Genomic DNA, 23868 nt, shown 5'->3' with positions numbered 1-23868 from the left:
CCGCTCTCCTTATTTCACTTCTGGCTGTTGATTGGCTGCAGCCTCAATGACATCTTCACCAACCGCCTGCGCAATTTTTTGGTCAAACTCAGGACGGAAATATTTAATAGCACTCATCAGTGGCTCCATCGCACCCGGCGCATGCGCGCAGAAGGTTTTGCCGATCCATAAGTCACGAGTCAACTCTTCTAATTTTTCAACGTCACCGATTTGACCTTGACCGTCGTTAATGGCGGTGAGCAATTTAACGCCCCACGGTAGACCATCACGACATGGCGTACACCAACCGCATGATTCACGTTGGAAGAAAATCTCAAGATTGCGCAGTAATGGCACCATATCTTGTTCTTCATCAACGACCATGATTAGCCCTGTACCCATGCGGCTACCAGCTTTTTGAATGGTGTCAAAATCGACGACGGTATCTAAATGCTCAGCGGTTAAAAAGTCAGTCGATGCGCCGCCCGGCAGCCATGCTTTAAGCTTTTTACCTTCTTGCATACCGCCAGCAAAATCTTCGATAATTTCACGCGCCGTATAACCAAATGGTAGCTCCCATAGACCAGGATCATTAACCAGACCTGAACACCCAAATAGCTTGGTGCCTGGAGTTTCGACTACGCCTTTGGCTTTGGGCAAATCTTGATACCATTTGCTACCATGCAAAATAATCGCTGAAACGTTATGCAAAGTTTCAACGTTATTAACGACGGTCGGACGTCCCCATGCACCTGCCACTTGTGGAAATGGCGGTTTGGTACGCGGATTGGCACGGCGACCTTCAAGACAGTTAATCAAAGCGGTTTCTTCACCGCAAATATAACGACCAGCGCCGGTATGAACGTGCAAATCAAAGCTAAAATCTGAGCCTAAGATATTGTCGCCGACCAAATTATTGGCACGCAATTCTTCAAGCGCCGCCGTTAGACGCTCTGCTGCTAAGATATATTCACCGCGAATAAAGATATAACCGGCCGTTGCCCCAATCGCATAGGCAGAAATCAGCATACCTTCGATAAGCTGTAGCGGTAGACGCTCCATCAAGAGACGGTCTTTAAACGTGCCCGGCTCCATCTCATCGGCATTACAGACTAAGTAGCGTGGACCACCATCCGGTGGTGCCATCAGCGACCATTTGATACCAGCTGGGAAACCTGCACCGCCACGACCTTTGACCACTGCTTCTTTAATGGTATTCAAAGTATCGTCTGGTGATTGGTTTAAAGCCATCTTTAAGGCTTCAAATCCGCGTAGCGATTCATAAGTGGCTAAATCCAATACCGCATCGTGATGGGCAAGGCGCCATGTTAATGGTTTGGTTTCACTGGTAGCGGTTGCTTTGTCGCCATAAACAGGAATGCGCTGGTCATTTAACTGGCTTGGCGCTTTGCCTTGACCGCGACGAGCAATCTGCTCTGAAATGGTTAAACTCATGCGTATAGCTCCAACAATTGGGCGACTTCGGTAGGCTGCACTGGACCATAAGTGTCTTCGTTAATCAATACAGAAGGACCTTTGTCACAGTTGCCCAAACAGCAAATCGGCAATAGCGTAAAGCGGTTGTCAGCAGTGGTTTGACCATAGTCGATGCCCAGCTGCGCTTTTAATTCAGCCGCCAGCGCTTCGTAGCCCGTTAAATAACAAGCCACTGAGTCACAAATAAGGATGACATTACGACCGACCGGCTGACGATAGATACGGTTAAAGAAAGTTGCCACTCCATCCATGTCGGTCACAGGGATATTTAGAATATTAGCGATGGCATTAACTTGCGCATCATCGACCCAGCCGTTACGCTTTTGCACGATTTTTAGGGCATCTAAAGACGCTGCCCGTGGATGAGGATAATGATGCATAAACTCATGGATAGCCGCAATCTCTTCTGCGGTTAAGATACTTGCCACATCTACTTTTGGCATTTTATCGGAAACAATTCTCATAATCTTCTTCTTTCCTCACTCAGCCCACTGTTTATATAGCGCTTGGTGCAGCAACAGCGTTTTGGTGTGCCAGTCTGGCGATAACATATTAATGAAACGTGTCTTACTTTTAATATTTAACATCTAGCACTTAACGGTCACAATCGGCCATGACGATATCAATCGACGCCAAATACATAATGGCATCGGATACCAATGAGCCATTAATCACCGATGGCATCTGCTGCAGGTGCGCAAATGTCGGCGTACGGATACGAGTACGATAGCTCATCGTCGCTTTATCTGAGGTAATGTAATAGCTATTTAGTCCTTTAGTGGCCTCAACGATGGTTGTACATTCACCCGCTGGCATCACAGGACCCCAGGAAACCGAGATAAAGTGATTAATCAAAGTCTCGATATCGTTTAAGGTACGGTCTTTTGGCGGTGGTACGGCCAATGGATGATCCGCCTTATAAGGACCTTGCGGCATATTATCCATACATTGACGGATGATACGTAGCGACTGGCGCATCTCTTCGATTTTTACCATACAGCGATCATAAGCATCACCGTTATAGCCGACTGGAATCTCAAAGTCGTAATTCTCGTAGCCCATATACGGACGCGCTTTACGCAAATCAAAATCCAAACCTGTGGCACGTAAACCTGCACCGGTAACGCCCCATGCCAATGCTTGCTTGGTATTGTATTGGGCAACGCCTTGGGTACGACCTTTTAGCACACTGTTTTGTAGTGCCGCCTTGACGTATTCATCCAAACGTTTTGGCATCCAATCTAGGAACTCACGAACCAAACGCTGCCAACCGCGCGGTAAATCGTGTGCTGTACCACCGATACGGAACCACGCTGGGTGCATACGGTAGCCGGTCACGGCTTCGATGACGTCATAGGCTTTTTGGCGATCGGTAAACATATAGAAAACTGGCGTCATACCACCGGCATCTTGAATAAAGGTACCGACGAACAGCAAGTTATTGGTAATACGGAAAAACTCACTCATCATCACGCGGATGGTTTCAGCGCGTGGCGGAATGGTGATACCGGCAAGCTTTTCAACCGACATGATATACGGTAGCTCATTCATCACGCCGCCGAGATAGTCAATACGGTCGGTATAAGGAATAAAGGAGTGCCACGTTTGACGCTCAGCCATTTTTTCAGCGCCGCGATGATGATAGCCAATATCAGGAATACAATCGACCACTTCTTCGCCATCGAGTTGCAAGACCAAACGGAATGCACCGTGCGCCGATGGATGGTTAGGACCGATGTTCAAGAACATAAAGTCTTCATCACGGCCCGAGCGTTTCATGCCCCACTCTTCAGGGACAAAACGTAGATTTTCTTGCTCGTATTGTTGCTTGGCGTTATTTAAGAAATACGGGGTAAATTCCGTCGCGCGCGCATGATATTCTTTACGCAGCGGATGCCCTTCCCAATATTTTGGCAATAAAATACGGGTTAAATGCGGGTGGCCGCTAAAGACAATGCCGAACATGTCCCAGACTTCGCGCTCATACCAGTTGGCATTTGGCCAAATCTTGGTCGCGCTCGGTACATTGAGGTCGTCTTCGCTAAGCGCGACTTTGATACGCACATCACTATTCCGCTCAAGCGACATCAAGTGGTAAAACACCGTAAAATCACTGTCCGGCAAACCTTGACGATGCTGACGCAAGCGCTCATCTATCGCGGATAAGTCAAAGAGCATAACGTAAGGTTTTGGCAATTTACGCAGGTATAATAGGACGTCTAATAAGTCGGTACGCGCCACCCACACCGTTGGAATCTCATCCACCGTGTGCTGGACGACAAACTTACCAGCATATTTTTCTTCCAGCTCTTTGATAACTGCTGGGACAGGTTTAATCTTATCCCTGTTGTTAGGATCCATGTTATTAGGATCGATGTTTTCAACTACCGTGACCATGAATGATGTCTTCCTTCATTAATCATAACCGAGCTATGTTAATCATAACCGAGCTGTGATAAGCGTACGCGCACTTCTAAGAATTATGAACCACTGAGCTAATAAACTAAATACTGTCTGGGCTACGCAAGTTTTTCACCGCGATACGGTCCGCTTGTTTACGGTCACGCTCAGGCGTCATTTGCGGCTGATAAATGCCCTGCTCATTGACATGAATACCCAGCGGACGGCGCTCTTTGGTAATCGACTCTTGCAGCAGCATCAAACCTTGAATCAAGGCTTCTGGACGCGGCGGGCAACCAGGCACATAGACATCGACAGGAATGATTTTATCGACGCCTTGCACCACTGAGTAGATATCATACATACCGCCCGAGTTGGCACACGCGCCCATCGAGATGACCCATTTTGGCTCCAGCATTTGCTCATAAAGGCGCTGAATAACCGGCGCCATTTTTACAAAGCAAGTACCAGCGACAATCATGACGTCTGCCTGACGGGGCGAGGCGCGGATAACTTCGGCACCAAAACGTGACAAATCGTGTACGGCGGTTAAGGTGGTGGCATATTCGACATAACAGCAAGAGGTACCAAAGTTAAATGGCCACAGTGAGTGCTTGCGCCCCCAGTTTGCTGTTGAATGGACAAGGTCTTCAAGACGACCCATAAAGACGTTTTTATTAACTTCTTCTTCGATAGGGTCATTGACCGTTTGACTGGTCTGTGCAGGATAGGTATCTGCATCAGGGTTGGCTTTTGTTAATGTGTATTTCATAACATACAACCTTTATTTTAAGCGCTGCGTGACAAGTATTTATCATCACTAGCACCATAACTTCTATTATTAATAAATGACGATTTAGGGGTAAATTAGAGCGCTAAAAGCAATGAACTTAAAGCTAGTCTTGTTGTGCAGCAGTGGCAAAATCCACTGATGTCACATTACCCGTGGTATTAATATGATCGATATTTTGTAAATGGCGACGATTAGTCTCAATATTGTTTGAGACATTAATTTGTCCTGAAGACTGCGCCGGTATCTTGCGTGTTGGGTCAACCATTAGCTCATCAACGCCATCGAACTTGGTAATATCTGCCAAATTGAAACCTGCTGGCGCCGCATGTAAACGCGCTTGTTTACGACGTTTATCCGCTGGTGCCCAGTTTAAGGCGCCCAAGCTCAAGGCATATACCAAACCAATCAATAGATCAATGATAAAAGTCGCAGCGGTTGCATAACCAAGCCAGCCCGTCTCACGTACTGACACGGCATAAGCATATAAATACAGCGCTTCTAAATCGAAGATGACAAAGAAAATCGCCACCAAATAGAATTTTGCAGACAAACGAATGCGGGCATTGCCAGCTCCGACAACACCCGCTTCAAATATCTCTTCTTTTTGTGTGCCCTGAGAGCGACCGCCAAGCAAGCGCGGAACGACCAGCATAAAGACAACTAGCCCAATGGCGGCTAAAATAAAAGCAATTGCTGACCAATTAAAAGCAGACATGATAATACGTGCTCCTCACCCAATCGAGTGTCAAGCGCACCGCGAATACTCACAAGTGATGGTGGTAATGGCGATAAGCGTAACGCAGACGAAAACACAAAGTAACCGCTATAAAGCCACTGTTACTGAGTCACTTTTATAAGTCATTTGATTTGAGTAAATGTATTTAAACAACTCAAGGACTGTGATAAACCGATGACTATTATAGCTACTGTGCTGGTAATAACCAATTATCAAGCTTATTGACGACGATGTCAGACATGACCAACTATAGATATTCCGGCATGCACGCGGATAAAAGGCTGGTCGCCCAACGCATCTTTTAACAACGTAAGATCAACGTATTAAATCAATATCGTATTTATTGGCGTACTTAATTGATTTAATAGCTCATACACGTGGTCAACAATGACGTGACAACTGGCATAAATTATTTACGTACTATACGCATATCGGCAATCAAAAGCTAGTTTTTAACTGCATTGAATGGTCATTTTATCTGCAAAAAAAATATGTTTTTTTTACCATAAACTATGTTATAGACGTTACCTTATATTACGTGTGAATCTGAATTTTTATGTGGACGCTGCTATATATAGTGTAAGCTGCGCAAAGCAAACACTTTTTTGGCTCAAAACCCACTGCCAACTCCTCACCCAAAGACAGGGTTTTTGCTTTATAATAGCCCACCTCATTTTGACGCTTTGGCGTTATTTGAACACACATTTTGTTACCCTTTATTATTGGGTCTACTTTACCGAAAATATCGTCTTTATTAAAAATGCTATTCTCATTGACGTTATGATTTTTATTATTATCTTATTGCCTTATTATCATCTTAATAAAAGTAGCGTTTGATTAAAATCATCGTTGTAGCCCAAGCATCGCAGTCTTTTATCATATTTTGCTTAACAACGCCTTTCGTCAACGATGCTACAATCCGTTTTATCTTCTTTTTTGCTTTTGTCTTACAGGTCATTTTATGAGTCAACTTAATCCCAAACAACAAGAAGCCATGCTTTATGTCTCAGGACCTTTATTGGTATTGGCTGGGGCAGGCTCTGGTAAAACCTCGGTGATTACCCGTAAAATTGCCTATCTTATCGAAGAATGCAACATGCCAGCCGAGCGCATCACGGCGGTGACCTTTACCAATAAAGCCGCGCGCGAGATGAAAGCGCGGGTCAGTAAATTGCTACCGAGTGAAAAAACCCGCGGGCTGACGGTATCGACCTTTCACCAGTTTGGGTTGCAGTTTTTGCGCTATGAGCTGATTCATACGCCGCTTAAAGGCAATTTTTCCATCATGGACAGCGACGACAGTAAACGTCTGCTGATGGAGCTAATGATGCGTGACAATTTAAGCGGCGCTGAAAGTCGCGAGCTGGTCGGCAAAGCGATAAAAATGATTTCTGACTGGAAAAATGATTTGATTGAGCCGGACAAAGCCATGGAAACCTTAGACGATCCAGAAGATATGATCTTTGCCACCCTTTATGCTTTATATGAGCGCAATTTGCGGGCTTATAACGCGGTAGATTTTGATGATTTGATTGTACTGCCAACCAAAATCTTACGTGAAAATGTTGAGCTACGTGATAAATGGCAAAACCGTATTCGTTATTTATTGGTCGATGAATATCAAGATACCAATACCGCCCAGTATGAAATGATTAAATATCTGGTCGGACCGCAAGGGCGTTTTACCGTTGTTGGCGATGACGACCAATCTATCTATGCGTGGCGCGGCGCAAAACCTGAAAATATGGCACTACTCAAAGAAGACTTCCCGAAATTAAAAATCGTTATGCTTGAGCAAAATTACCGCTCAACCACGCGTATTTTGACCTCTGCCAACGCCGTCATTACCAATAACGAGCATTTATTCGAAAAGAAACTGTGGTCAGATAAAGGCCAAGGCGAAAAAATTCGCATTATTAATTGCCGTAATGACGATGATGAATCTGAGCGCGTGGCAAAGGAGATCGTCACCCATAAACTGCGTTTTGGTAATGAATGGGAACAATATGCCGTTCTTTATCGCAGTAACTTTCAGGCGCGGATGCTTGAGGCGCAATTGCGTCAGCTGCAAGTGCCGTATAAATTATCGGGCGGTCAGTCGTTTTTTGCCCGCAGTGAAATCAAAGACATCATGGGTTATCTGCGTCTGATTTTAAACCCAGAAGACGACAGTGCATTTTTGCGTATTATCAATACGCCCAAACGCGGTATGGGCCCTGCTACCCTTGAAAAGCTTGGTTTATTTTCGCAAGAGCATAGTATTTCACTTTTAGCCTCTTGTACCCACGCTGGACTTGCTCACGTCTTACCGTCAAAAGCCTATGGTACCTTAAAAGAGTTTGGCGATTTTATCGAGCATTATACCCGTGAGCTCGATCAGCATCCCGACCCTGTGCCTATCGTCCGTCAAATGATTGATGAAACCGGCTATATTGATTTTGTACGTAGCGACGCCAAAACGCCGCAACAAGAAAAAAATCGTATCGATAATATCGACATGCTCTATACCAGTATTCAGTCATTGATTAATCGCGCTGAAGAAGATGAAGACCGTACCATTGATACTATTATTCGTAAATTGGTACTCCTTGACATGCTCGAGCAGCAGCAAGAAGAAGAGAATACCAATAAAGTGAACCTCATGACCTTACATGCGGCAAAAGGCTTGGAGTTTGATTTTGTCTATATCATGGGACTTGAGGAAGAAATGCTACCGCACCGCAACTCTATCCTCAGTGAAACCGTTGAGGAAGAACGGCGTTTAATGTACGTGGGTATTACCCGCGCTCGCCGTGAGCTGACGTTGACGCTCGCCACCCAGCGCCGTGCAGGCGGGCAAATGCGCGTCACCTCTGAGTCACGCTTTTTAGATGAGCTACCAGAAGATCATATCGACTGGCCGGCCAAAGCAAAAAAGAAAAAAGCCAGCAAAGACCCTGAAAAAGTCGCTGATGAATACTTGGCGAATATTCGGGCATTATTGGGTAATCGTTAAGCCTAGCTCTTAGAAAAGCCGCTTAGACTTATGCTTACCGCGCTTGAAATAAGCGGTAAGCATAATTTTGTATTTATACTTTTTTAAAAACTTGGAAATTTTATGCCCACCTCGACGCCGAATCCTGAACGACCAATGACACGACAGGCTGACTATAATCCGGCAGAAGCAAGCGGCGAATATAAGTTATTATATTTGCAAGAATTGGTAGCAGAAAAAGCGTATGCGGCGATTACTGAGTTTCTAGAAAAGCAATCAGAATATGAGATTGCCAGCTTACTTGAATCCTTTCCTAGCCAAAATCGCTTATTGATTTGGGCGCAGGTACCAGAAGACATCAAAGGTGAAGTACTTGCAGAGCTAGAGTTTGATACCCGCCAGCCGCTATTAGAGAACGTATCTTCAAAAGAGATATCGCTGTTTACCCAAGACCTTGATGCGCAAGATATCTCCGAGATTTTAGATACCGTTACCGAAAGTGTGCGTACCTCGGTAATGGCAACCTTGGATGAAGACATCCGAGTGCAGGTTAATAAGCTCGATACCTATGAAGACTGGGAAGTCGGCAGTTATATGGATCCTGACCTTATTCAGATTCGGGATGATATCACTCTTGCAGAAGTACAAAACTGGCTGCGAGAAAATGCTGATTTGCTCGACGATGAAAGCCAAGAGCTGCTGGTCGTCGACCAAAGCCAGCAACTGCTTGGCCTGTTAAGTCTGGCGGACTTGATTAAAAACCACCAAAGCACCTTAGTCGCTGATTTGATTCATAGTGCCATCACTGTTAATGATCGCTTGGATATTCAAGATGCGGCGGCGATTTTTCGTTCAGAAGATATCCGCTTTGCGCCAGTGATTAATAGTCATGGCGAGCTAGTCGGTCAGTTAAATGGCGAAGACATCATGGAAATTATCCAAGATGATGTCGATAGCACCATGAAAAACCTTGCCGGTGTGAGCCAAGATGAAGAGCTGTTTGCGCCTATTTTAACCAGTGCCAAGAGCCGTAGTATTTGGCTCGGTATTAATTTATTTACTGCACTATTGGCCGCCGCTGTAATTGGACAGTTCGAAGCAGTATTAGCAAAGGTTGTGGCGTTAGCGATACTTATGCCTGTGGTTGCCAGTATGGGCGGAATTGCAGGCTCGCAGACGCTGACGGTGGTTATTCGCGGTATGGCCATGGGTCAAATTGGTGGCTCTAATCGCCTATGGTTATTAAATAAAGAGCTGTGGGTTGGGGCGATAAACGGTATCATATGGGCGATAATCATGGCGATTATTGCCCAATTGTGGTTTCATGACATTAAAATCAGCGCCGTTATTGGTCTTGCTATCGCGATTAATATGACCGCCGCCAACGTTTCAGGCATTAGTATTCCGCTGATGCTTAAACGTATGAATATCGACCCTGCGCTATCTGCCTCGGTTATTTTGACCACCGTGACCGATATCGTCGGCTTTATGTCGTTTTTGGGTTTGGCAAGCGTGCTGATTCTTTAGTCAATCGCCTATGAAAATCTGAAAACCAAAAGTAAGCAATCAGCAGCTATTTATCATAATAATAGTTGCTATTAAGCATTTAAAACCTAAACGTAAAAAATGTGACCCGTTTCGTTTATACAACCATTACATCGTTAAGTGAGTGCGTTATGCAAGCTGTACAAGTTAAAGTTTTAAACCCTAAAATTATTGAAGATAAAGCGTTCTCGCTACCAACGCGCGCCACCGATGGTAGCGCAGGTATCGACTTACGTGCTTGCATTGATGAACCGTTGACGATCAAAGCGGGTGCCACGCATTTAATAGGCACTGGCCTTGCGGTGTATATTCAAGACCCCAATTTTGCGGGCATGATTTTACCACGCTCAGGTCTCGGTCATAAGCACGGTATCGTCTTGGGTAATTTGGTTGGCTTGATTGATGCCGATTATCAAGGTGAGCTGATGGTTAGTATTTGGAATCGCAGTAATGAAGATTTTGTGCTAAATCCTGCCGAGCGTATGGCGCAATATGTGGTTGTACCGGTTGCTCGTCCTGAGTTTGAAGTGGTGGCAGAATTTAGCGATACCAGCGCACGCGGTGCAGGCGGTTTTGGCCATTCTGGTCGTCAGTAAGTATTGAATATAAGCATTAAACATTAAGCATCATTGGATTTTTATTTAGCATCAATCGCAGCAATAAAAATAATCAGCGATTTTTTGTTTCACCACTAGCCCATTTATTACGACTATAAGGAGAGTAAGCGATGCCATCTTTTGCTGCGCAGCACTCCTTATTTCGTGCTTATGATATTCGTGGGTCGCGCCAGCATTTTACTGCTGACTTTATTCATGCATTGGGGCACGCTTTTGCGCATCTTTATCAAGTCCAGCAAGGCATTAATAACGAAAATATTAATAAAAGTAATAACCAAATTGCTAACGAAAAAACCATCGTTGTCATTGGCTATGATGTGCGCTGTGATAGCAATACCATTGCGCAGACACTTGCTGATATGTTGTCCGAGCAAGGCATTCAAGTCATTCAACTAGGTCTTGTTACCACGCCAATGATGATTTTTTGGGCGGAGCAATATCAAGGGCATGGCATTATCGTCACTGCCAGCCATTCTGCTAAAGATATTTTAGGGGTTAAATGGTTAGTCAATCATATCTCTCCTAGCAGTGCAGACATTCAAGTGCTCTATGAGCAGCTAACTATTAATAGTACTCAAAATCAGTCTTTAAGCAACATTGCTAAGCCTATTTATCATAAACAGCAGCATTTACCTACTAAGCAAGTTGCCAGCGCTTATATCGACGCTATTACACAAGTTTTTAAGCAAATCTATCAGCATGGCAATCAGTCAAATAGCCATAACGCAAAAGATAGTCAACCACCCTCCTCCAAACTTGATTTAGTGGTGGTGATTGATTGTATGCATGGCGCCACCAGCAATATCGCCAAGCCTTTATTTGCCCATTTTTGCCAAAATATCATCATGCTGAATGACACACCAAACGGTGATTTTCCTACTGGCAATCCGGACCCGACTGAGCCGCAGCGTCTTAAGCAATTACAGCAAAGCGTACTGCTGCATCAGGCAGATATCGGTATCGCCTTTGATGGTGATGGCGATCGGTTAATGGTGGTCGATAATCGGGGCAAAGTCGTCACGCCTGACCATCTGCTGTATTTATTAGCAAAAATAGCGGTTATTGAGCGCCCGCAAACCTTAAAGACTTCGCTACCATACGCGCACGTGCTTTTTGATATTAAATGCTGTCATCATCTACCCAAGCTCATCAGTGAAATTGGCGCCACGCCTGTGCTCAGTAAAACCGGCAGCAGCCTCATGCGCCAACAAATGCAAGATTCTGACAGTCAAATAATCTTTGCTGGTGAGTTATCTGGGCATTTTATTTTTAATGATAGCCGCTTTATACTTTATGATGACGCCATGTATGCGGCATTGCGATTGCTGCATTGGTTGGCAAAACCTCAAGGCAACGAGCCAACTCGCACAACCAATCTAGCCGATATTATTAAAGGTTTACCGGTTATCGTTAGTACCGCTGACCATTATTTACCATTACCAGAGTCGGCGGTAACTGATTGCTCCATCGTGCAGCAACTGGCAAGATTTTGTCAGTATTTACAGCAATTGGTTCAGGCGACATCGACTGCCATTATTGAGCAACTAGACCCGCAAGCTGTGGTCGCCTGTGCGCCGTCACTTTGTACATGCTCGCAGCAAAGCCAATCTACCACTTTAGAGCAGGCGCAAGCGTTATTACCAATGGGTACCAAGCTTAGCTGTATCGATGGGGTACGTTTGGATTTTGCGCGCGGGTTTGGCGTATTACGGCAATCAAATACCAGTCAAAATCTGACCGTGCGCTTTGCTGGTGACAGCATCGCCGACCTTACCGATATCCAAACAAGATTCGCCGCTTTATGCCGCCCATTTAACGAGCATTTAGCCAGACAAATTTTGGCTATTGTTGCTGAGTAGGTAGTATTTAACTGATTTTTACCATTTATTTTATTAGAGAACGTCTTATTAGAGAACCCCAAAGAGAAACAGAAACTCTTAATCAATCCACCGCTTAACCCTGTCTTTTAGGAGCTTGTCATGACGCTTAATTTGGATGAAGCCAAAATTACCGCAGAAGTATTAACCACGGCGCTGCCTTATATTCAACGCTTTGTTGATAAGCTCATCGTCGTCAAATACGGCGGCAATGCCATGACCGACCCTGCGCTTGAAAGCTCCTTTGCCCGTGATATCGTCTTATTAAAAACCGTTGGCATGCATCCTGTGGTCGTACATGGCGGTGGTCCACAAGTGGATAATTTGTTAAAAGAGCTTGGTCGTCAATCTGATCGTATCGACGGCATGCGCGTGACTGACAAAAGCACTATGGATATCGTTGAGATGGTGCTCGGCGGTAGCGTCAATAAATCTATCGTCAGCTTAATAAACAAGCACGGTGGACGCGCGATTGGTCTGACGGGTAAAGACGCCAATTTAATCCTAGCTAAAAAGCTAATGATGGAAAAAATCGGCGCAGATGGTATAGCGGTTCCCGTTGATTTAGGCTTTGTCGGTGATGTGGTCAGCGTTAATAAAGATGTGATTAACATGCTGATTGCCTCTGATTTTATCCCTGTTATCGCCCCGCTTGGGGTTGATTCTGAGGGCAATACTTATAATATCAATGCCGATTTGGTCGCGGGTAAAGTTGCAGAGTTCTTGCAAGCTGAAAAGCTCATGCTACTGACTAATATCAAAGGGGTATTGGGACGCGACGGTGAAGTCGTCACTGGATTAACGCCAAAGACAGTCGATAGCCTTATTGAAGATGGTACGATTTCAGGCGGTATGATTCCTAAGATTCAATGTGCGCTTGATGCGGTACGTAGCGGCGTAAAAAGTGCCGTTATCGTCGATGGTCGTGTGCCGCATGCCACGCTGTTAGAGATTTTCACCAACGAAGGCGTCGGTACTTTGATTAGCCGCGATTTGGATTCGTCAATGAGCTAGCGAGCTGTGGTAATTTTTAATATAAAAAAGCCCGATCTTAACATTTAAGTTCAGGCTTTTTATTTATCAAAGCTGCTTAATTTAGAATCGTTTAATAAGCGCAAAACTCTACATTACTATGGCTACTATTACCATAAACTTTCATATGGTGATTGCCTTTACGCTGGGTGATATAAGAGTTTTCATTTTCGTAGCGATCGCCATTTAAGCGACCATCTGGCCCTGAGACATAAGCGACACTGATTTGGTCGTCACCGACGTTACGAATCACTAATTTTTGATCGGGCAGCAACCATAAACGAAATACTTTGCCGTTTTTGAGGTTGCCACTAAAATTGCCGCAATAACTGTCTTTAGCAAAGGTAATCTTGGTTGACGTATCAGCAGCTTGCGCGGTGACAGTTAATAAAGGCGCTAACGCTAACGCTGCTATCAATATTAATTTTTTCATAATCCTATCCTCGTCCGTGAATATGATGAGCCAGCAAACTTAATTCTAATAATAATTTATAATTTGCCAAACTGATAGCGTTTTTATGAGCACTTATTTATAAAAAAGCTGCCACAAACTCATCTTCATCAAAACCGCATAATAGTATTGGCTGATTTTTATCTACCAGCTGACCTTCAACGATCGGACGTTTAATCATACTGGTATTTTCTATCAGCAAATCAATGGCGTTATCCACATCGCTATCGGCCGCTTGCTTTTGCTCGTCGGTCAGCTTGCGCCAAGTCGTGCCGCGTTTATTCAATACTTTGTCAATGCCTAAACTTTCTATCCAGCGTTGAACACTTTCTTTATCAATGCCTTGCTTTTTATAATCGTGAAAGTCATAGCTAACGCCTAGCTCATCAAGCTTAGTAAAAGCCTTTTTCATGGTGCTACAAGATTTGATGCCGTAAATAGTGATGGTCATAAAAACTCCAAATCAATGATCATTATTTTGGTTATTATACCTAACTGACATCAGCATGTGGTTTATGACGACGAAAACAGTCATAAGCGTATTCACTTTGCAGATTTATCGCCTTTACGGTGAGCAAACGCTCTATCATATCGTCGCAATTTTTGCCAAATTACGCTATGCTATGGCATTGTAAAATTTTACCCAATTTATCTGTAATAACCTATTCCGAGCCAACTATGAGCAACGCCGTGACAGCAGAAACTGCTAATACTACCCATACCAATAATACTTCTATCGATAACGCCCAGTATCAGCCGCAACTTATTGAAGCCGCGCAGCAAGCCAAATGGGCAACTGACAAGCGTTTTGAAGTCAGTAATGAGCCAAGTGACAAGCCAAGTCGCTATATGCTGTCGATGTTCCCTTACCCAAGCGGTAAGCTGCATATGGGTCACGTGCGTAACTATACCATCTCTGATGTGCTAAGCCGTTATTATCGCCTAAAAGGCTATGAGGTCATGCAGCCAATGGGTTGGGATGGTTTTGGTCTGCCAGCAGAAAACGCGGCGATTGCCAATCAAACGCCGCCTGCCAAATGGACATTTGCCAATATTGATAGCATGCGCGCGCAGCTTAAATTGCTTGGCTTGTCTATTGATTGGTCACGCGAATTTGCCACTTGTAGCCCTGAGTATTACCAGTGGGAGCAGTGGTTATTTTTGCAATTATATAAAAAAGGCTTGGTTTATAAAAAACTTGCCACCGTCAACTGGGATCCAGTCGACAATACCGTGTTAGCCAATGAGCAAGTCATTGACGGTAAAGGCTGGCGTAGTGGCGCGGCAGTCGAAAAGCGCGATATCCCGATGTATTACTTTAACATCACCGATTATGCCGATGAGCTGCTTGATGATTTAGATCAACTAGAAGGTCACTGGCCATCAGAAGTCATCACCATGCAGCGCAATTGGATTGGCCGTAGTGCCGGTATGGAAGTCCATTTCCCTTATGAGCTGGCTGGCGAAAGCAATACCTTAGATGTGTTCACGACGCGTCCTGATACCTTGATGGGCGTGACTTATGTCGCGGTCGCAGCCGAGCATCCATTGGCACAATATGCCGCTGAACAAGATGAGGCGATTGCCCAGTTTAATGCGCTGTGTAAAAAAGGCTCGGTTGCTGAAGCTGATTTGGCCAAAGCGGAAAAAATCGGCATGGATACCGGCCTTAATGTCACTCATCCGCTCACTGGCGAAGAAGTGCCCGTATGGGTTGCCAACTATGTACTGATGAGCTATGGCTCAGGTGCGGTAATGGCGGTTCCTGCCCATGATGAGCGCGATTACGAGTTTGCGACTAAATACAATTTGCCTATTAAACAAGTCATTGATATTCCAGCAGGCTATTTTGATAACGCTGAAGAAGGTAATGACAATCGCGCTTATACCGAGCGCAATACCTTGGTCAACTCAGGCGAATTTGATGGTATGGATTTTGAGCAGGCGTTTGAAGCGATGCTTGCTAAGCTTGAGCCACAACAGCTTGCCAAGAAAAAAATCCAATACCGTCTGCGCGATTGGGGGGTTTCTCGCCAGCGCTATTGGGGCTGCCCTATCCCAATGGTCAACTGTGAGCATTGCGGTACCGTACCAGTTGAAGAGCAAGATTTGCCAGTCGTCCTACCAACGGACGTCGTCCCTGATGGTCGCGGTAATCCGTTAAAAAACATCCCAGAATTTGTCAATACCACTTGCCCTAAATGTGGCAATCCTGCTGAGCGCGAAACCGATACCTTTGATACCTTTGTAGAGTCAAGCTGGTACTATGCGCGCTTTGCCAGTCCGCACGATACAACCAACATGGTTAACAAATCTGCTGCCAACAAATGGCTGCCGGTCGACCAATATATCGGCGGTGTCGAGCATGCGGTTATGCATCTGCTTTATGCACGCTTCTTCCATAAGCTCATGCGCGATGAAAACTTGGTATCAGGCAATGAGCCATTTGCCAATTTGATGACCCAAGGTATGGTACTTGCTGGCACCTTCTACCGCGTCAACGCCGATGGTAGTACCACTTATTACTTCACCGAAGACATCGATATTGACTTTAACGAGCGTGGTCAGCCGATTAAAGCCATCTTAAAATCTGACGGTCAACCGGTGACCATTGGTAAAATCGAAAAAATGTCGAAGTCAAAAAACAACGGTGTTGATCCACAACTTACCATTGATAAATATGGCGCGGATACCGTTCGTTTATATACGCTATTTACCGCCCCTGCCGACCAAACCCTTGAATGGTCAGACGACGCGCTAAAAGGCCCTTATAATTTTGTCAAAAAAGTTTGGCGTATTGCGACCGAGCACATGCAAGCGCTTGCTGCTGCCAATTTAAGCCTTGAGCAGCTTAATAATGAAGCATTAAATACCGATAACTTAAGCAAAGAAGCCAAAGCCTTACGCCGTAAAACCCATGAAACCATTGGCAAGATTGATAGTGATTTGGGTAAACGCTTGGCACTTAATACGCCAGTTTCTAGCTTGATGGAGCTTGCCAATGAGCTTGCTAACTTTAAAGCAAACGGCGAGCAAGACCTGCAAGTACAGCACGAAGCACTGATTGATTTATTGATTATCTTATCGGTATACGCGCCGCACATCGGTGAGCATTTGCTTGAGCAGTTAGGAATGGATACCGTTACCCTAAGCTACCCAGAAGTCGATACAAGCGCTCTAGTACAAGATATGATTACCATGGTGGTGCAGGTGAACGGTAAAATGCGCGGTAAAATGGATGTCGCACCTAATAGCGATCCTGAGCAGCTAAAAGCGCAAGCAAAAGCGCTTGAAGGCGTGGCAAAATTCCTTACTGGCGAGATTAAAAAAGAAATCGTCGTACCGAATAAACTGGTTAATATCGTGGTGGCAGGCTAGACCTTTTAAGGAGTGGGTTTTTAAACGCTGTGAATTCAATCATGGCGTTTTCAAACTCTCTTTCTTGGGTCTTCTTATCAAAATAAGGATAGCGATTATGTCGTATCAGCACCGAGCTTTGCAGGTACAGCAAGCAAAATCAAACGGACAAAGCACCATGACTTATAAATCAAGCGCGCAAAAGCTGGCAACAGCGCTACTGACCGCCTTGCCAATGTTTGCGGTATTGGGCGCAGGTTTGAGCCTCAGCGGTTGCGGCTTTCAGCTACGCAGCTATGATGCACCGATGTTGTTTGACGTCAACAAAACCGCGGTGATTATCGAAGACAATCGCACCTCATTTCCATTAAAACTGCCGCTTGTTAGTCGCTTAAAAGCGTTAGGGGTCGAAGTCATTGATAACATGACTTTGGCAGATGTGGCTAACAATAACCAAAAAGCGGGCGCTGAACCTATCGCGGCAATCACCGTGAACAATGTCCGCTTTAAGCGTTACGAGTTAGTTGGTGTCTTAACAGAGATTCGCTTGGTAATGTCAGCTGATGTTAGCTATCAAAGCATCGAGAATGGCAAACCGGTAACACTGACCAACCCTATCCAAGTTGAACGTAGCTACCAGTATAACGAAGCATCGGTAAGTACCGATGATCAGCAAGGCGACCAAATTCGTGATTGGCTTTACGATAGCTTAGCACGCCGAATTACCGATCAATATGTAGCAATTGCTCTACCTAAAGTTGCGCCTAATAGCACCAAATCAGCTATGCAAAATGGTAAAGGTTCAGTATCTACTGCCGTGATAGTACCAAAATCTTAATGTTAATTTTTTATTTTTAAAATTAATTTTTAAAAATATTCTTATTAAGACTGCCTATATTTAGACGCTTTGATTTAAACGCTTTTCTATTTAAAGCGTTTAAATATAACCAGCTTTACTCATCTATTCATAACCTTGTGTCATTCTCTCTATGCAAGATACCTTTATACAAGCTTATCCAAAACTGCTACAACCATCCGTTGCAGTAACGGGCTTGTGGCTGGCGCACGGTGATGAGCCGTTACTCAGTCAATGGCTTATCGATGCGCTGCGTCCACATTGGCGCGCGCAAAACTATGCTATTAAGCGTATCGAGCTGATGTCGGTAAAGAGCTGGCAAGAAGTGTTGTCAGAGCTTGGTAGTCAGTCTTTATTCGATGATGCGAGTGCGCTTATCGTGACGGGCAATCACAAACCTGACAAAGCCGTTATTGCCGAGCTCGAACGTTTTGCCATCGATGCGCAGGCAGGGGCGCATAGCCATAGCTTGTTATGGCTCACACCAAAGCAAGACAAACGCGCGCAGACCAGCAAATGGTTTGCACCGTTTGCGCAATATGGTCATATTATCGACTGTAATTTATATAACGAACAACAGCGTCAGCAGTTATTGCAGATACAAGCCCAGCAGTTTGGCTTAACCTTATCGCAAGAAGCTTGGCAACTCTTGATGTCACATACCGAACATCATCTGCTCAGTGCCTATCAAACCTTATGGCGGCTATCGTATTTATTTGCGCCGCAATTGATGGCAGAGGTTGATAGCAGCACTAACTATAATGCTAATACCGCCAACCCCTCTAATGCGTCTATGACAAATGTGGCATTAGATATTAATGACTTACAAGCGGCATTGGTCAGTGATGCCCAGTTCAGTGTATTTGACTTATCCGATGCCATGCTTGCTGGCAATAGCACCCAAGTTGCTAAAATTATATTTCAACTTAAAGCCACCGATGAACCAACCACTTTGGTTTTATGGGCGATTAGTAAAGACATGCGCCAGATTATGCAGCTAATAGACGGCCAAGACCCGCAAGCGCTTGGCATTTGGCGTAGTAAGCAAAGCTTGTACCAGCAAGCCTGTCGCCGCCACTCAAAAGCTCAAACGGCCACTTGGCCTGCCCTGCTTTATAAATGTGATCAAGCGATTAAAGGGCTTATTCGCCAGCCTGCATGGGAGTTATTATTGCAGGCAGCGCTTGAGTTGTCAGGGCAACGTCTGTTTAAAGCACATTAAACTATCAGGCAAGCAATCAAAAAAACGTATTCCTGTCCCGCGTCATAATCTAAAGCATTTATTATTAAACAACTCATCACTTTTTCTTATTTAACCCTCTATTTAGGGTTATTTTTTTGTTTAAAATTTAATAATTATTACCGCTACAATTCTTCCTCTTAACGTTTCGCAAACTAATTGCCATTCCCTTTTGGGCGTTAAGCCTCTACTATAGCTACACTTGATTTAACTGTGATTGGATTGTTGTCATGCGCAAAATGAGCAAAAAGTCTGCTATTAAATGGGGCATTATTGCCCTTGTCATCGTAGCTTTAGGGGCTTTAGCCTACAAAACCTTTAAACCAAAAGATACCACACCCAACTATCTAACGGCGACCGCTGAGATTGGCGATATCGAAAATAACGTCATGGCATCGGGTAAAGTAAAGGCGTTAAATACCGTCGATGTTGGTGCGCAGGTATCTGGTGAAGTGACGCGGCTGTTTGTCGACGTCGGCGATGAAGTCAAAAAAGGCGATTTAATTGCGCAGATTGATCAGGTGACACAAAAGAATAACTTAAGCAATGAGCAAGCGAGCCTTGAGCAAAGTGAAGCGGCGCTACAAAGCGCGCGTGCCGAGTCGCTAAGTCGTCAAGCAAGTCTAAAAAGCGCACAGGCGGATCTTGCCAGCCGTCAAGCTGAATTAAAGCAAGCACAAGCAGATTTCTCACGCTTACAAGGCTTACTGGCTATCGATGCCATATCACAGCAAGATTATGATACGCAAGCGACCAAAGTTGCTACTGCGCAAGCTGCTGTTGCCAATGCCCGCGCTGCTATCGATACCGCAAAAGCGGCGATTGCAACAACTGAGGCCAATATCAATAGCCAACAGGCAGCATTACGTAAATCTCAAACCAACGTTAGCACGGCTAAGGAAGATTTAAGCTATACCACCATCCGTGCGCCGATGTCAGGAACAGTGGTATCGGTGACCACTGAGCAAGGGACGACGGTCAACGCCAATCAGACTGCGCCAACCATTGTGACCTTGGCCGATTTATCGACCGTGCGTATCAATGCGCAAATCTCTGAAGCCGACGTCATTAACGTCAAAGCAGGCTTGCCCGTCTATTTTAATATCATCGGCAATCCCGACCAAAAGTATGATGCTACCCTCAAAGCGATTGAACCTGCCCCTGAGAAAATCAGCGACACCAGCTCGACCGATGCCGCCATCTACTACGTCGGTTATATCGAAGTACCCAATACCGAGCGCCGCTTTCGTATCGATATGACCGCGCAAGTCTATATCGTCATCAACCAAGCAAAAGACGCGCTACTTATTCCCTCTGCTGCCCTACAGCCTACCGGTAAATCTCGCAATTCTAGCAATGCTAAAAAAGGCGCAGCTACTGCTAATACTGCCGCAAGTGCCGATAATAACTCTCGCCCAGATAATGACTCTCGTGCAACGACGGCGATGGTACGTGTCCTTAAAGCCGATGGCGAAGTCGTTGAGCAAACGGTTAAAGTCGGTATCAATAACCGTGTCAATGCGGAAATCTTAAGCGGTCTAAATAAAGGTGATGAAGTCATATTAGGCGAAGAAGGTGCTGATAAAGGCAAAGGTGGTAGAGGTGGCCGTCCAGGTGGCAGAATGTTCTAGGCAAAACCGCTAAGCAAATGGTCTAAGATAAAAGACCACACGTTAAATCTGACGTAGCAGAAGATGTGCTTTGATATTGATTTGAGATAAGCAGGATAGCAAATGAGTAACCAAGACCCGACTCCTAATGCCACTGATACGCCTTTGATGGAAGTCAAAGGACTGATTAGAGAGTTTCAAGCTGGCGAGCAGACCATTCGCGTCTTACATGATATCAATTTGACCATCAATCAAGGTGAAATGGTCGCTATCATTGGCCAATCAGGCTCTGGCAAATCAACCTTGATGAATATCTTGGGCTGCTTAGATCAAGCGACGGCGGGTGACTACAAAATATTTGGTCAATCGGTCAGCCGCCTAGATGCCGATGAGCTAGCAAAACTACGCCGTGAGCATTTTGGTTTTATTTTTCAGCGCTATCATTTATTGGGTGACATCAACGCCCGCGACAACGTTTCGGTACCAGCAGTCTATGCAGGGATGGATGGGCAAGCGCGCAGCGAGCGTGCCGAAAAGCTACTGGCAGATTTAGGACTCGGCGACAAGGTCAATAATCGTCCAAGCCAGCTGTCAGGCGGTCAGCAGCAGCGTGTTTCTATCGCAAGGGCGCTGATGAATGGCGGCGATATCATCTTAGCCGATGAGCCTACAGGCGCGCTTGACAGTAAATCGGGTGAAGATGTCGTACAAATCCTCAAAGATTTAAATGCCCAAGGTCATACCGTCATCATGGTCACCCACGACCCTAGCCTTGCTGCCCAAGCTGAGCGTGTCATTGAAATCAAAGACGGTTATATCATCGCTGATTATAAAAATGACGATTATCAGCACGCAGAACCACAACCAGCGGCTGTCATAGATAAGCACCGTAAAAGCGCGTTTAGCAGCTTTATCGACCGCTTATTTGAAGCGTTTAAAATGTCCTTGCTGGCCATGCGCGCCCATAAAATGCGCACCTTATTGACGATGTTAGGGATTATTATTGGTATTGCTTCGGTGGTGTCAGTCGTCGGTCTCGGTAAGGGCTCACAAGAGCAGATATTGTCCAATATCAGCTCTTTAGGTACCAATACTATCACCGTCACTGATGGCTACCCCTACGGCGACCCTAGGCGGCAGTACAACGATGACAATCTGACCCCGCAAGACGCCCAAGCGGTCGCTGACCAACCTTATGTGGTCAGTGTCAGCCCGCAGCTCAATAGCAATATGAACGTGCGTTATCGTAATATCCAAGAAGCTGCTAGCATTAGCGGCGTTGGTAAAGACTATCTCGATGTCAGCGGTGAAAAGTTAGCTCTAGGTCAAGGTTTCGATGAACAAAGTATCCTGCGCCGTACCCAAGACATTATTATCGATGATAATGCCAATAAAACCTTTTTCCCCGACAATGCCAATCCGATTGGCGAAGTCTTACTCATAGGCAGCGTTCCTGGGCGCGTCATTGGCATCTTAGAGCCAAACGATGGCGGCTTTCGTCGTAGTGTCGATTCGCCTACGCTCTATATGCCCTACACTACTATGATGTCGCGGCTGATAGGCAGTGCCTATATTGAAAGTTTTGTCGCGCTGATTGATAACAATATCTCCTCCGCCGCCGCTGAAGCTGCCATCTCAGAGCTTATGATAAGCCGGCACGGTACCGACGATTTTCGCATCCGTAACTCCGACTCGATTCGCCAAACCATTGAAGCAACTACCGCAACGATGACCTTGCTCATATCATCCATCGCTATTATCTCGTTAATCGTTGGCGGTATTGGCGTCATGAATATCATGCTGGTATCGGTGACCGAGCGCACCAATGAGATTGGCGTACGGATGGCCGTTGGAGCGCGTCAAAGCGATATCATGCAGCAGTTTCTCATTGAAGCCGTTTTGGTCTGTATTTTAGGCGGACTATTGGGAATTGGGCTGGCGTTTGCCATTGGTGAAATCATCAATCGCGTCGGCGGAGATAGCTTCCAAGTCATCTACTCACCGACGTCTATCATCGCCGCCTTTGTGTGCTCAACGCTGATTGGGGTTGTTTTTGGCTTCTTGCCTGCTCGTAACGCTGCCAAATTAGATCCCGTAGAAGCACTGTCTAGAGATTAGAATCATTTCATTACTCACGTTGAAGGATAGCGTTAAAAACTGACGTGAAAAGTAGCGCTCGAAACATCTTTTTTAGAAGATTTTGAGGTGTAAAAAAGTCAGTTTATGCTTAAATTTAAGAAAATAAGATTAATTTACACCGATTTGCACTTTTTTTAACATTCGGGGTTGTAATTGTCATAATTATATATATAATGTGCTCTCACGTTTAGAGATACAAATAATCTAAACGGGTAAACAAGCTTATTGCCTCTTTTGATATTGGTTCATCCATAAATAAAGAAATTAAGCTTAAGACATTTTTTAGATGTCTGGTTTTAATAAATTTCCCTTTAAGGAAATTTATCTTGCAGAGCTAAAAAAGCAGTGCTTTTTTTATATACTCTTCAGGGCCGATAGCTCAGTTGGTAGAGCAGTTGACTTTTAATCAATTGGTCCCGCGTTCGAGTCGCGGTCGGCCCACCATATTTAGTAGTATCCTTATCATGTATGCTACCCTATCCGGTAGTGGCGTAATAAGTTTAAAGACATTGTTTTTGATGTCTAGTTTTAATAAATTTCCCTTTAAGGAAATTTATCTTGCGAAGCTAAAATTGTCATGCAATTTTTTAACGCTTCTCAGGGCCGATAGCTCAGTTGGTAGAGCAGTTGACTTTTAATCAATTGGTCCCGCGTTCGAGTCGCGGTCGGCCCACCATATTTAGGAAAGCCCAGTCATTTAATGATTGGGCTTTTTTTTATGCGCTTTTTATTTTAGTGAAGCTTGGTGTAATGGACATTTTTCAT

At 44.9% G+C, this 23868-nt stretch carries 17 protein-coding genes and 2 tRNA genes; 12 read left to right on the top strand and 7 right to left on the bottom strand.

All coding sequences use genetic code 11. The features are described from left to right. Positions 1-9: 9 nt before the first annotated feature. The 5 genes from nuoF to ndhC all read right to left on the bottom strand — a co-directional run bounded on the left by nuoF (position 10) and on the right by ndhC (position 5384). Positions 10-1434 (bottom strand): NADH-quinone oxidoreductase subunit NuoF, encoded by a 1425-nt coding sequence (nuoF, locus tag B2866_RS06150; protein WP_068406526.1) that lies wholly within the window; start codon positions 1432-1434, stop codon positions 10-12. Beyond that, a complete protein-coding gene (nuoE, locus tag B2866_RS06145) occupies positions 1431-1940 on the bottom strand; it encodes an NADH-quinone oxidoreductase subunit NuoE (RefSeq protein ID WP_068406529.1) in 510 nt (169 codons plus the stop codon). The genes nuoF and nuoE overlap by 4 nt, the downstream gene beginning before the upstream one ends. Positions 1941-2070: 130 nt before the next feature. Beyond that, positions 2071-3873: an NADH-quinone oxidoreductase subunit C/D gene (gene nuoC / locus B2866_RS06140; protein WP_409520858.1), complete on the bottom strand. Its 1803-nt coding sequence runs from the start codon at positions 3871-3873 to the stop codon at positions 2071-2073. A 106-nt stretch (positions 3874-3979) separates the two neighbouring features. Then, positions 3980-4648, bottom strand: a complete 669-nt coding sequence (locus tag B2866_RS06135; RefSeq protein WP_296191619.1) for a NuoB/complex I 20 kDa subunit family protein — start codon at positions 4646-4648, stop codon at positions 3980-3982. Between the two features lie 124 nt (positions 4649-4772). Next, positions 4773-5384: an NADH-quinone oxidoreductase subunit A gene (gene ndhC, locus B2866_RS06130; protein WP_296191617.1), complete on the bottom strand. Its 612-nt coding sequence runs from the start codon at positions 5382-5384 to the stop codon at positions 4773-4775. A gap of 982 nt (positions 5385-6366) precedes the next feature. Between ndhC and B2866_RS06125 the strand changes: the two genes are divergently transcribed. The 5 genes from B2866_RS06125 (at position 6367) to argB (ending at position 13432) form a co-directional block, all read left to right on the top strand. Continuing rightward, complete coding sequence (locus B2866_RS06125) at positions 6367-8400, top strand: UvrD-helicase domain-containing protein (RefSeq protein WP_296191615.1); 2034 nt, start codon at positions 6367-6369, stop codon at positions 8398-8400. Between the two features lie 102 nt (positions 8401-8502). Then, a complete protein-coding gene (gene mgtE, locus B2866_RS06120) occupies positions 8503-9906 on the top strand; it encodes a magnesium transporter (RefSeq protein WP_296191614.1) in 1404 nt (467 codons plus the stop codon). 149 nt (positions 9907-10055) lie between these two features. After that, positions 10056-10520: a dUTP diphosphatase gene (gene dut / locus B2866_RS06115; protein WP_068406547.1), complete on the top strand. Its 465-nt coding sequence runs from the start codon at positions 10056-10058 to the stop codon at positions 10518-10520. A gap of 131 nt (positions 10521-10651) precedes the next feature. Then, positions 10652-12400, top strand: a complete 1749-nt coding sequence (locus tag B2866_RS06110; RefSeq protein WP_296191611.1) for a phosphomannomutase — start codon at positions 10652-10654, stop codon at positions 12398-12400. A 120-nt stretch (positions 12401-12520) separates the two neighbouring features. Beyond that, the gene (gene argB / locus B2866_RS06105; protein ID WP_296191609.1) at positions 12521-13432 is read left to right on the top strand and encodes an acetylglutamate kinase; all 912 of its coding nucleotides are present in this window, start codon (positions 12521-12523) and stop codon (positions 13430-13432) included. Positions 13433-13523: 91 nt separating this feature from the next. Here the strand turns inward: argB and B2866_RS06100 are convergent, their stop codons facing one another. Both B2866_RS06100 and B2866_RS06095 read right to left on the bottom strand, forming a co-directional pair. Continuing rightward, positions 13524-13883 carry a hypothetical protein gene (locus tag B2866_RS06100; protein ID WP_068406558.1) on the bottom strand — a complete coding sequence of 120 codons (360 nt, stop codon included), beginning with the start codon at positions 13881-13883 and terminating at the stop codon, positions 13524-13526. A 97-nt stretch (positions 13884-13980) separates the two neighbouring features. After that, positions 13981-14352 carry an arsenate reductase gene (locus B2866_RS06095; protein ID WP_193030776.1) on the bottom strand — a complete coding sequence of 124 codons (372 nt, stop codon included), beginning with the start codon at positions 14350-14352 and terminating at the stop codon, positions 13981-13983. A gap of 227 nt (positions 14353-14579) precedes the next feature. On the opposite strand from B2866_RS06095, the gene leuS reads away from it, so the two are divergent. From leuS to B2866_RS06060, 7 genes are all read left to right on the top strand, one after another. Next, positions 14580-17279: a leucine--tRNA ligase gene (gene leuS / locus B2866_RS06090; RefSeq protein ID WP_409520859.1), complete on the top strand. Its 2700-nt coding sequence runs from the start codon at positions 14580-14582 to the stop codon at positions 17277-17279. A 97-nt stretch (positions 17280-17376) separates the two neighbouring features. Then, positions 17377-18096: a hypothetical protein gene (locus B2866_RS06085; RefSeq protein WP_296191605.1), complete on the top strand. Its 720-nt coding sequence runs from the start codon at positions 17377-17379 to the stop codon at positions 18094-18096. Between the two features lie 151 nt (positions 18097-18247). After that, a complete protein-coding gene (locus B2866_RS06080) occupies positions 18248-19336 on the top strand; it encodes a DNA polymerase III subunit delta (RefSeq protein WP_296191603.1) in 1089 nt (362 codons plus the stop codon). A gap of 248 nt (positions 19337-19584) precedes the next feature. Next, entirely contained in the window at positions 19585-20985 is a 1401-nt protein-coding gene (locus tag B2866_RS06075; protein ID WP_296191601.1) for an efflux RND transporter periplasmic adaptor subunit, read from the top strand. Between the two features lie 102 nt (positions 20986-21087). Further along, the gene (locus B2866_RS06070) at positions 21088-23082 is read left to right on the top strand and encodes a MacB family efflux pump subunit (RefSeq protein ID WP_296191599.1); all 1995 of its coding nucleotides are present in this window, start codon (positions 21088-21090) and stop codon (positions 23080-23082) included. Between the two features lie 389 nt (positions 23083-23471). Then, a tRNA-Lys gene (locus B2866_RS06065) sits at positions 23472-23547 on the top strand. Between the two features lie 156 nt (positions 23548-23703). After that, positions 23704-23779: transfer RNA gene (locus B2866_RS06060), tRNA-Lys, on the top strand. Positions 23780-23868 lie beyond the last annotated feature (89 nt).

It is taken from the genome of Psychrobacter sp. UBA3483 (genome assembly GCF_002377905.1).
GTDB lineage: Bacteria > Pseudomonadota > Gammaproteobacteria > Pseudomonadales > Moraxellaceae > Psychrobacter.
The sequence above is the reverse complement of the archived record's forward strand: the minus strand, read 5'-3'. Positions and strand labels throughout refer to the sequence as shown.

Excerpts from the sequence above, each read along its gene's own strand:
- nuoF (WP_068406526.1), bottom strand. The coding sequence starts at position 1,434 with ATGAGTTTAACCATTTCAGAGCAGATTGCTCGTCGCGGTCAAGGCAAA.
- nuoE (WP_068406529.1), bottom strand. The coding sequence starts at position 1,940 with ATGAGAATTGTTTCCGATAAAATGCCAAAAGTAGATGTGGCAAGTATC.
- nuoC (WP_409520858.1), bottom strand. The coding sequence starts at position 3,873 with ATGGTCACGGTAGTTGAAAACATCGATCCTAATAACATGGATCCTAAC.
- B2866_RS06135 (WP_296191619.1), bottom strand. The coding sequence starts at position 4,648 with ATGAAATACACATTAACAAAAGCCAACCCTGATGCAGATACCTATCCT.
- ndhC (WP_296191617.1), bottom strand. The coding sequence starts at position 5,384 with ATGTCTGCTTTTAATTGGTCAGCAATTGCTTTTATTTTAGCCGCCATT.
- B2866_RS06125 (WP_296191615.1), top strand. The coding sequence starts at position 6,367 with ATGAGTCAACTTAATCCCAAACAACAAGAAGCCATGCTTTATGTCTCA.
- mgtE (WP_296191614.1), top strand. The coding sequence starts at position 8,503 with ATGCCCACCTCGACGCCGAATCCTGAACGACCAATGACACGACAGGCT.
- dut (WP_068406547.1), top strand. The coding sequence starts at position 10,056 with ATGCAAGCTGTACAAGTTAAAGTTTTAAACCCTAAAATTATTGAAGAT.
- B2866_RS06110 (WP_296191611.1), top strand. The coding sequence starts at position 10,652 with ATGCCATCTTTTGCTGCGCAGCACTCCTTATTTCGTGCTTATGATATT.
- argB (WP_296191609.1), top strand. The coding sequence starts at position 12,521 with ATGACGCTTAATTTGGATGAAGCCAAAATTACCGCAGAAGTATTAACC.
- B2866_RS06100 (WP_068406558.1), bottom strand. The coding sequence starts at position 13,883 with ATGAAAAAATTAATATTGATAGCAGCGTTAGCGTTAGCGCCTTTATTA.
- B2866_RS06095 (WP_193030776.1), bottom strand. The coding sequence starts at position 14,352 with ATGACCATCACTATTTACGGCATCAAATCTTGTAGCACCATGAAAAAG.
- leuS (WP_409520859.1), top strand. The coding sequence starts at position 14,580 with ATGAGCAACGCCGTGACAGCAGAAACTGCTAATACTACCCATACCAAT.
- B2866_RS06085 (WP_296191605.1), top strand. The coding sequence starts at position 17,377 with ATGTCGTATCAGCACCGAGCTTTGCAGGTACAGCAAGCAAAATCAAAC.
- B2866_RS06080 (WP_296191603.1), top strand. The coding sequence starts at position 18,248 with ATGCAAGATACCTTTATACAAGCTTATCCAAAACTGCTACAACCATCC.
- B2866_RS06075 (WP_296191601.1), top strand. The coding sequence starts at position 19,585 with ATGCGCAAAATGAGCAAAAAGTCTGCTATTAAATGGGGCATTATTGCC.
- B2866_RS06070 (WP_296191599.1), top strand. The coding sequence starts at position 21,088 with ATGAGTAACCAAGACCCGACTCCTAATGCCACTGATACGCCTTTGATG.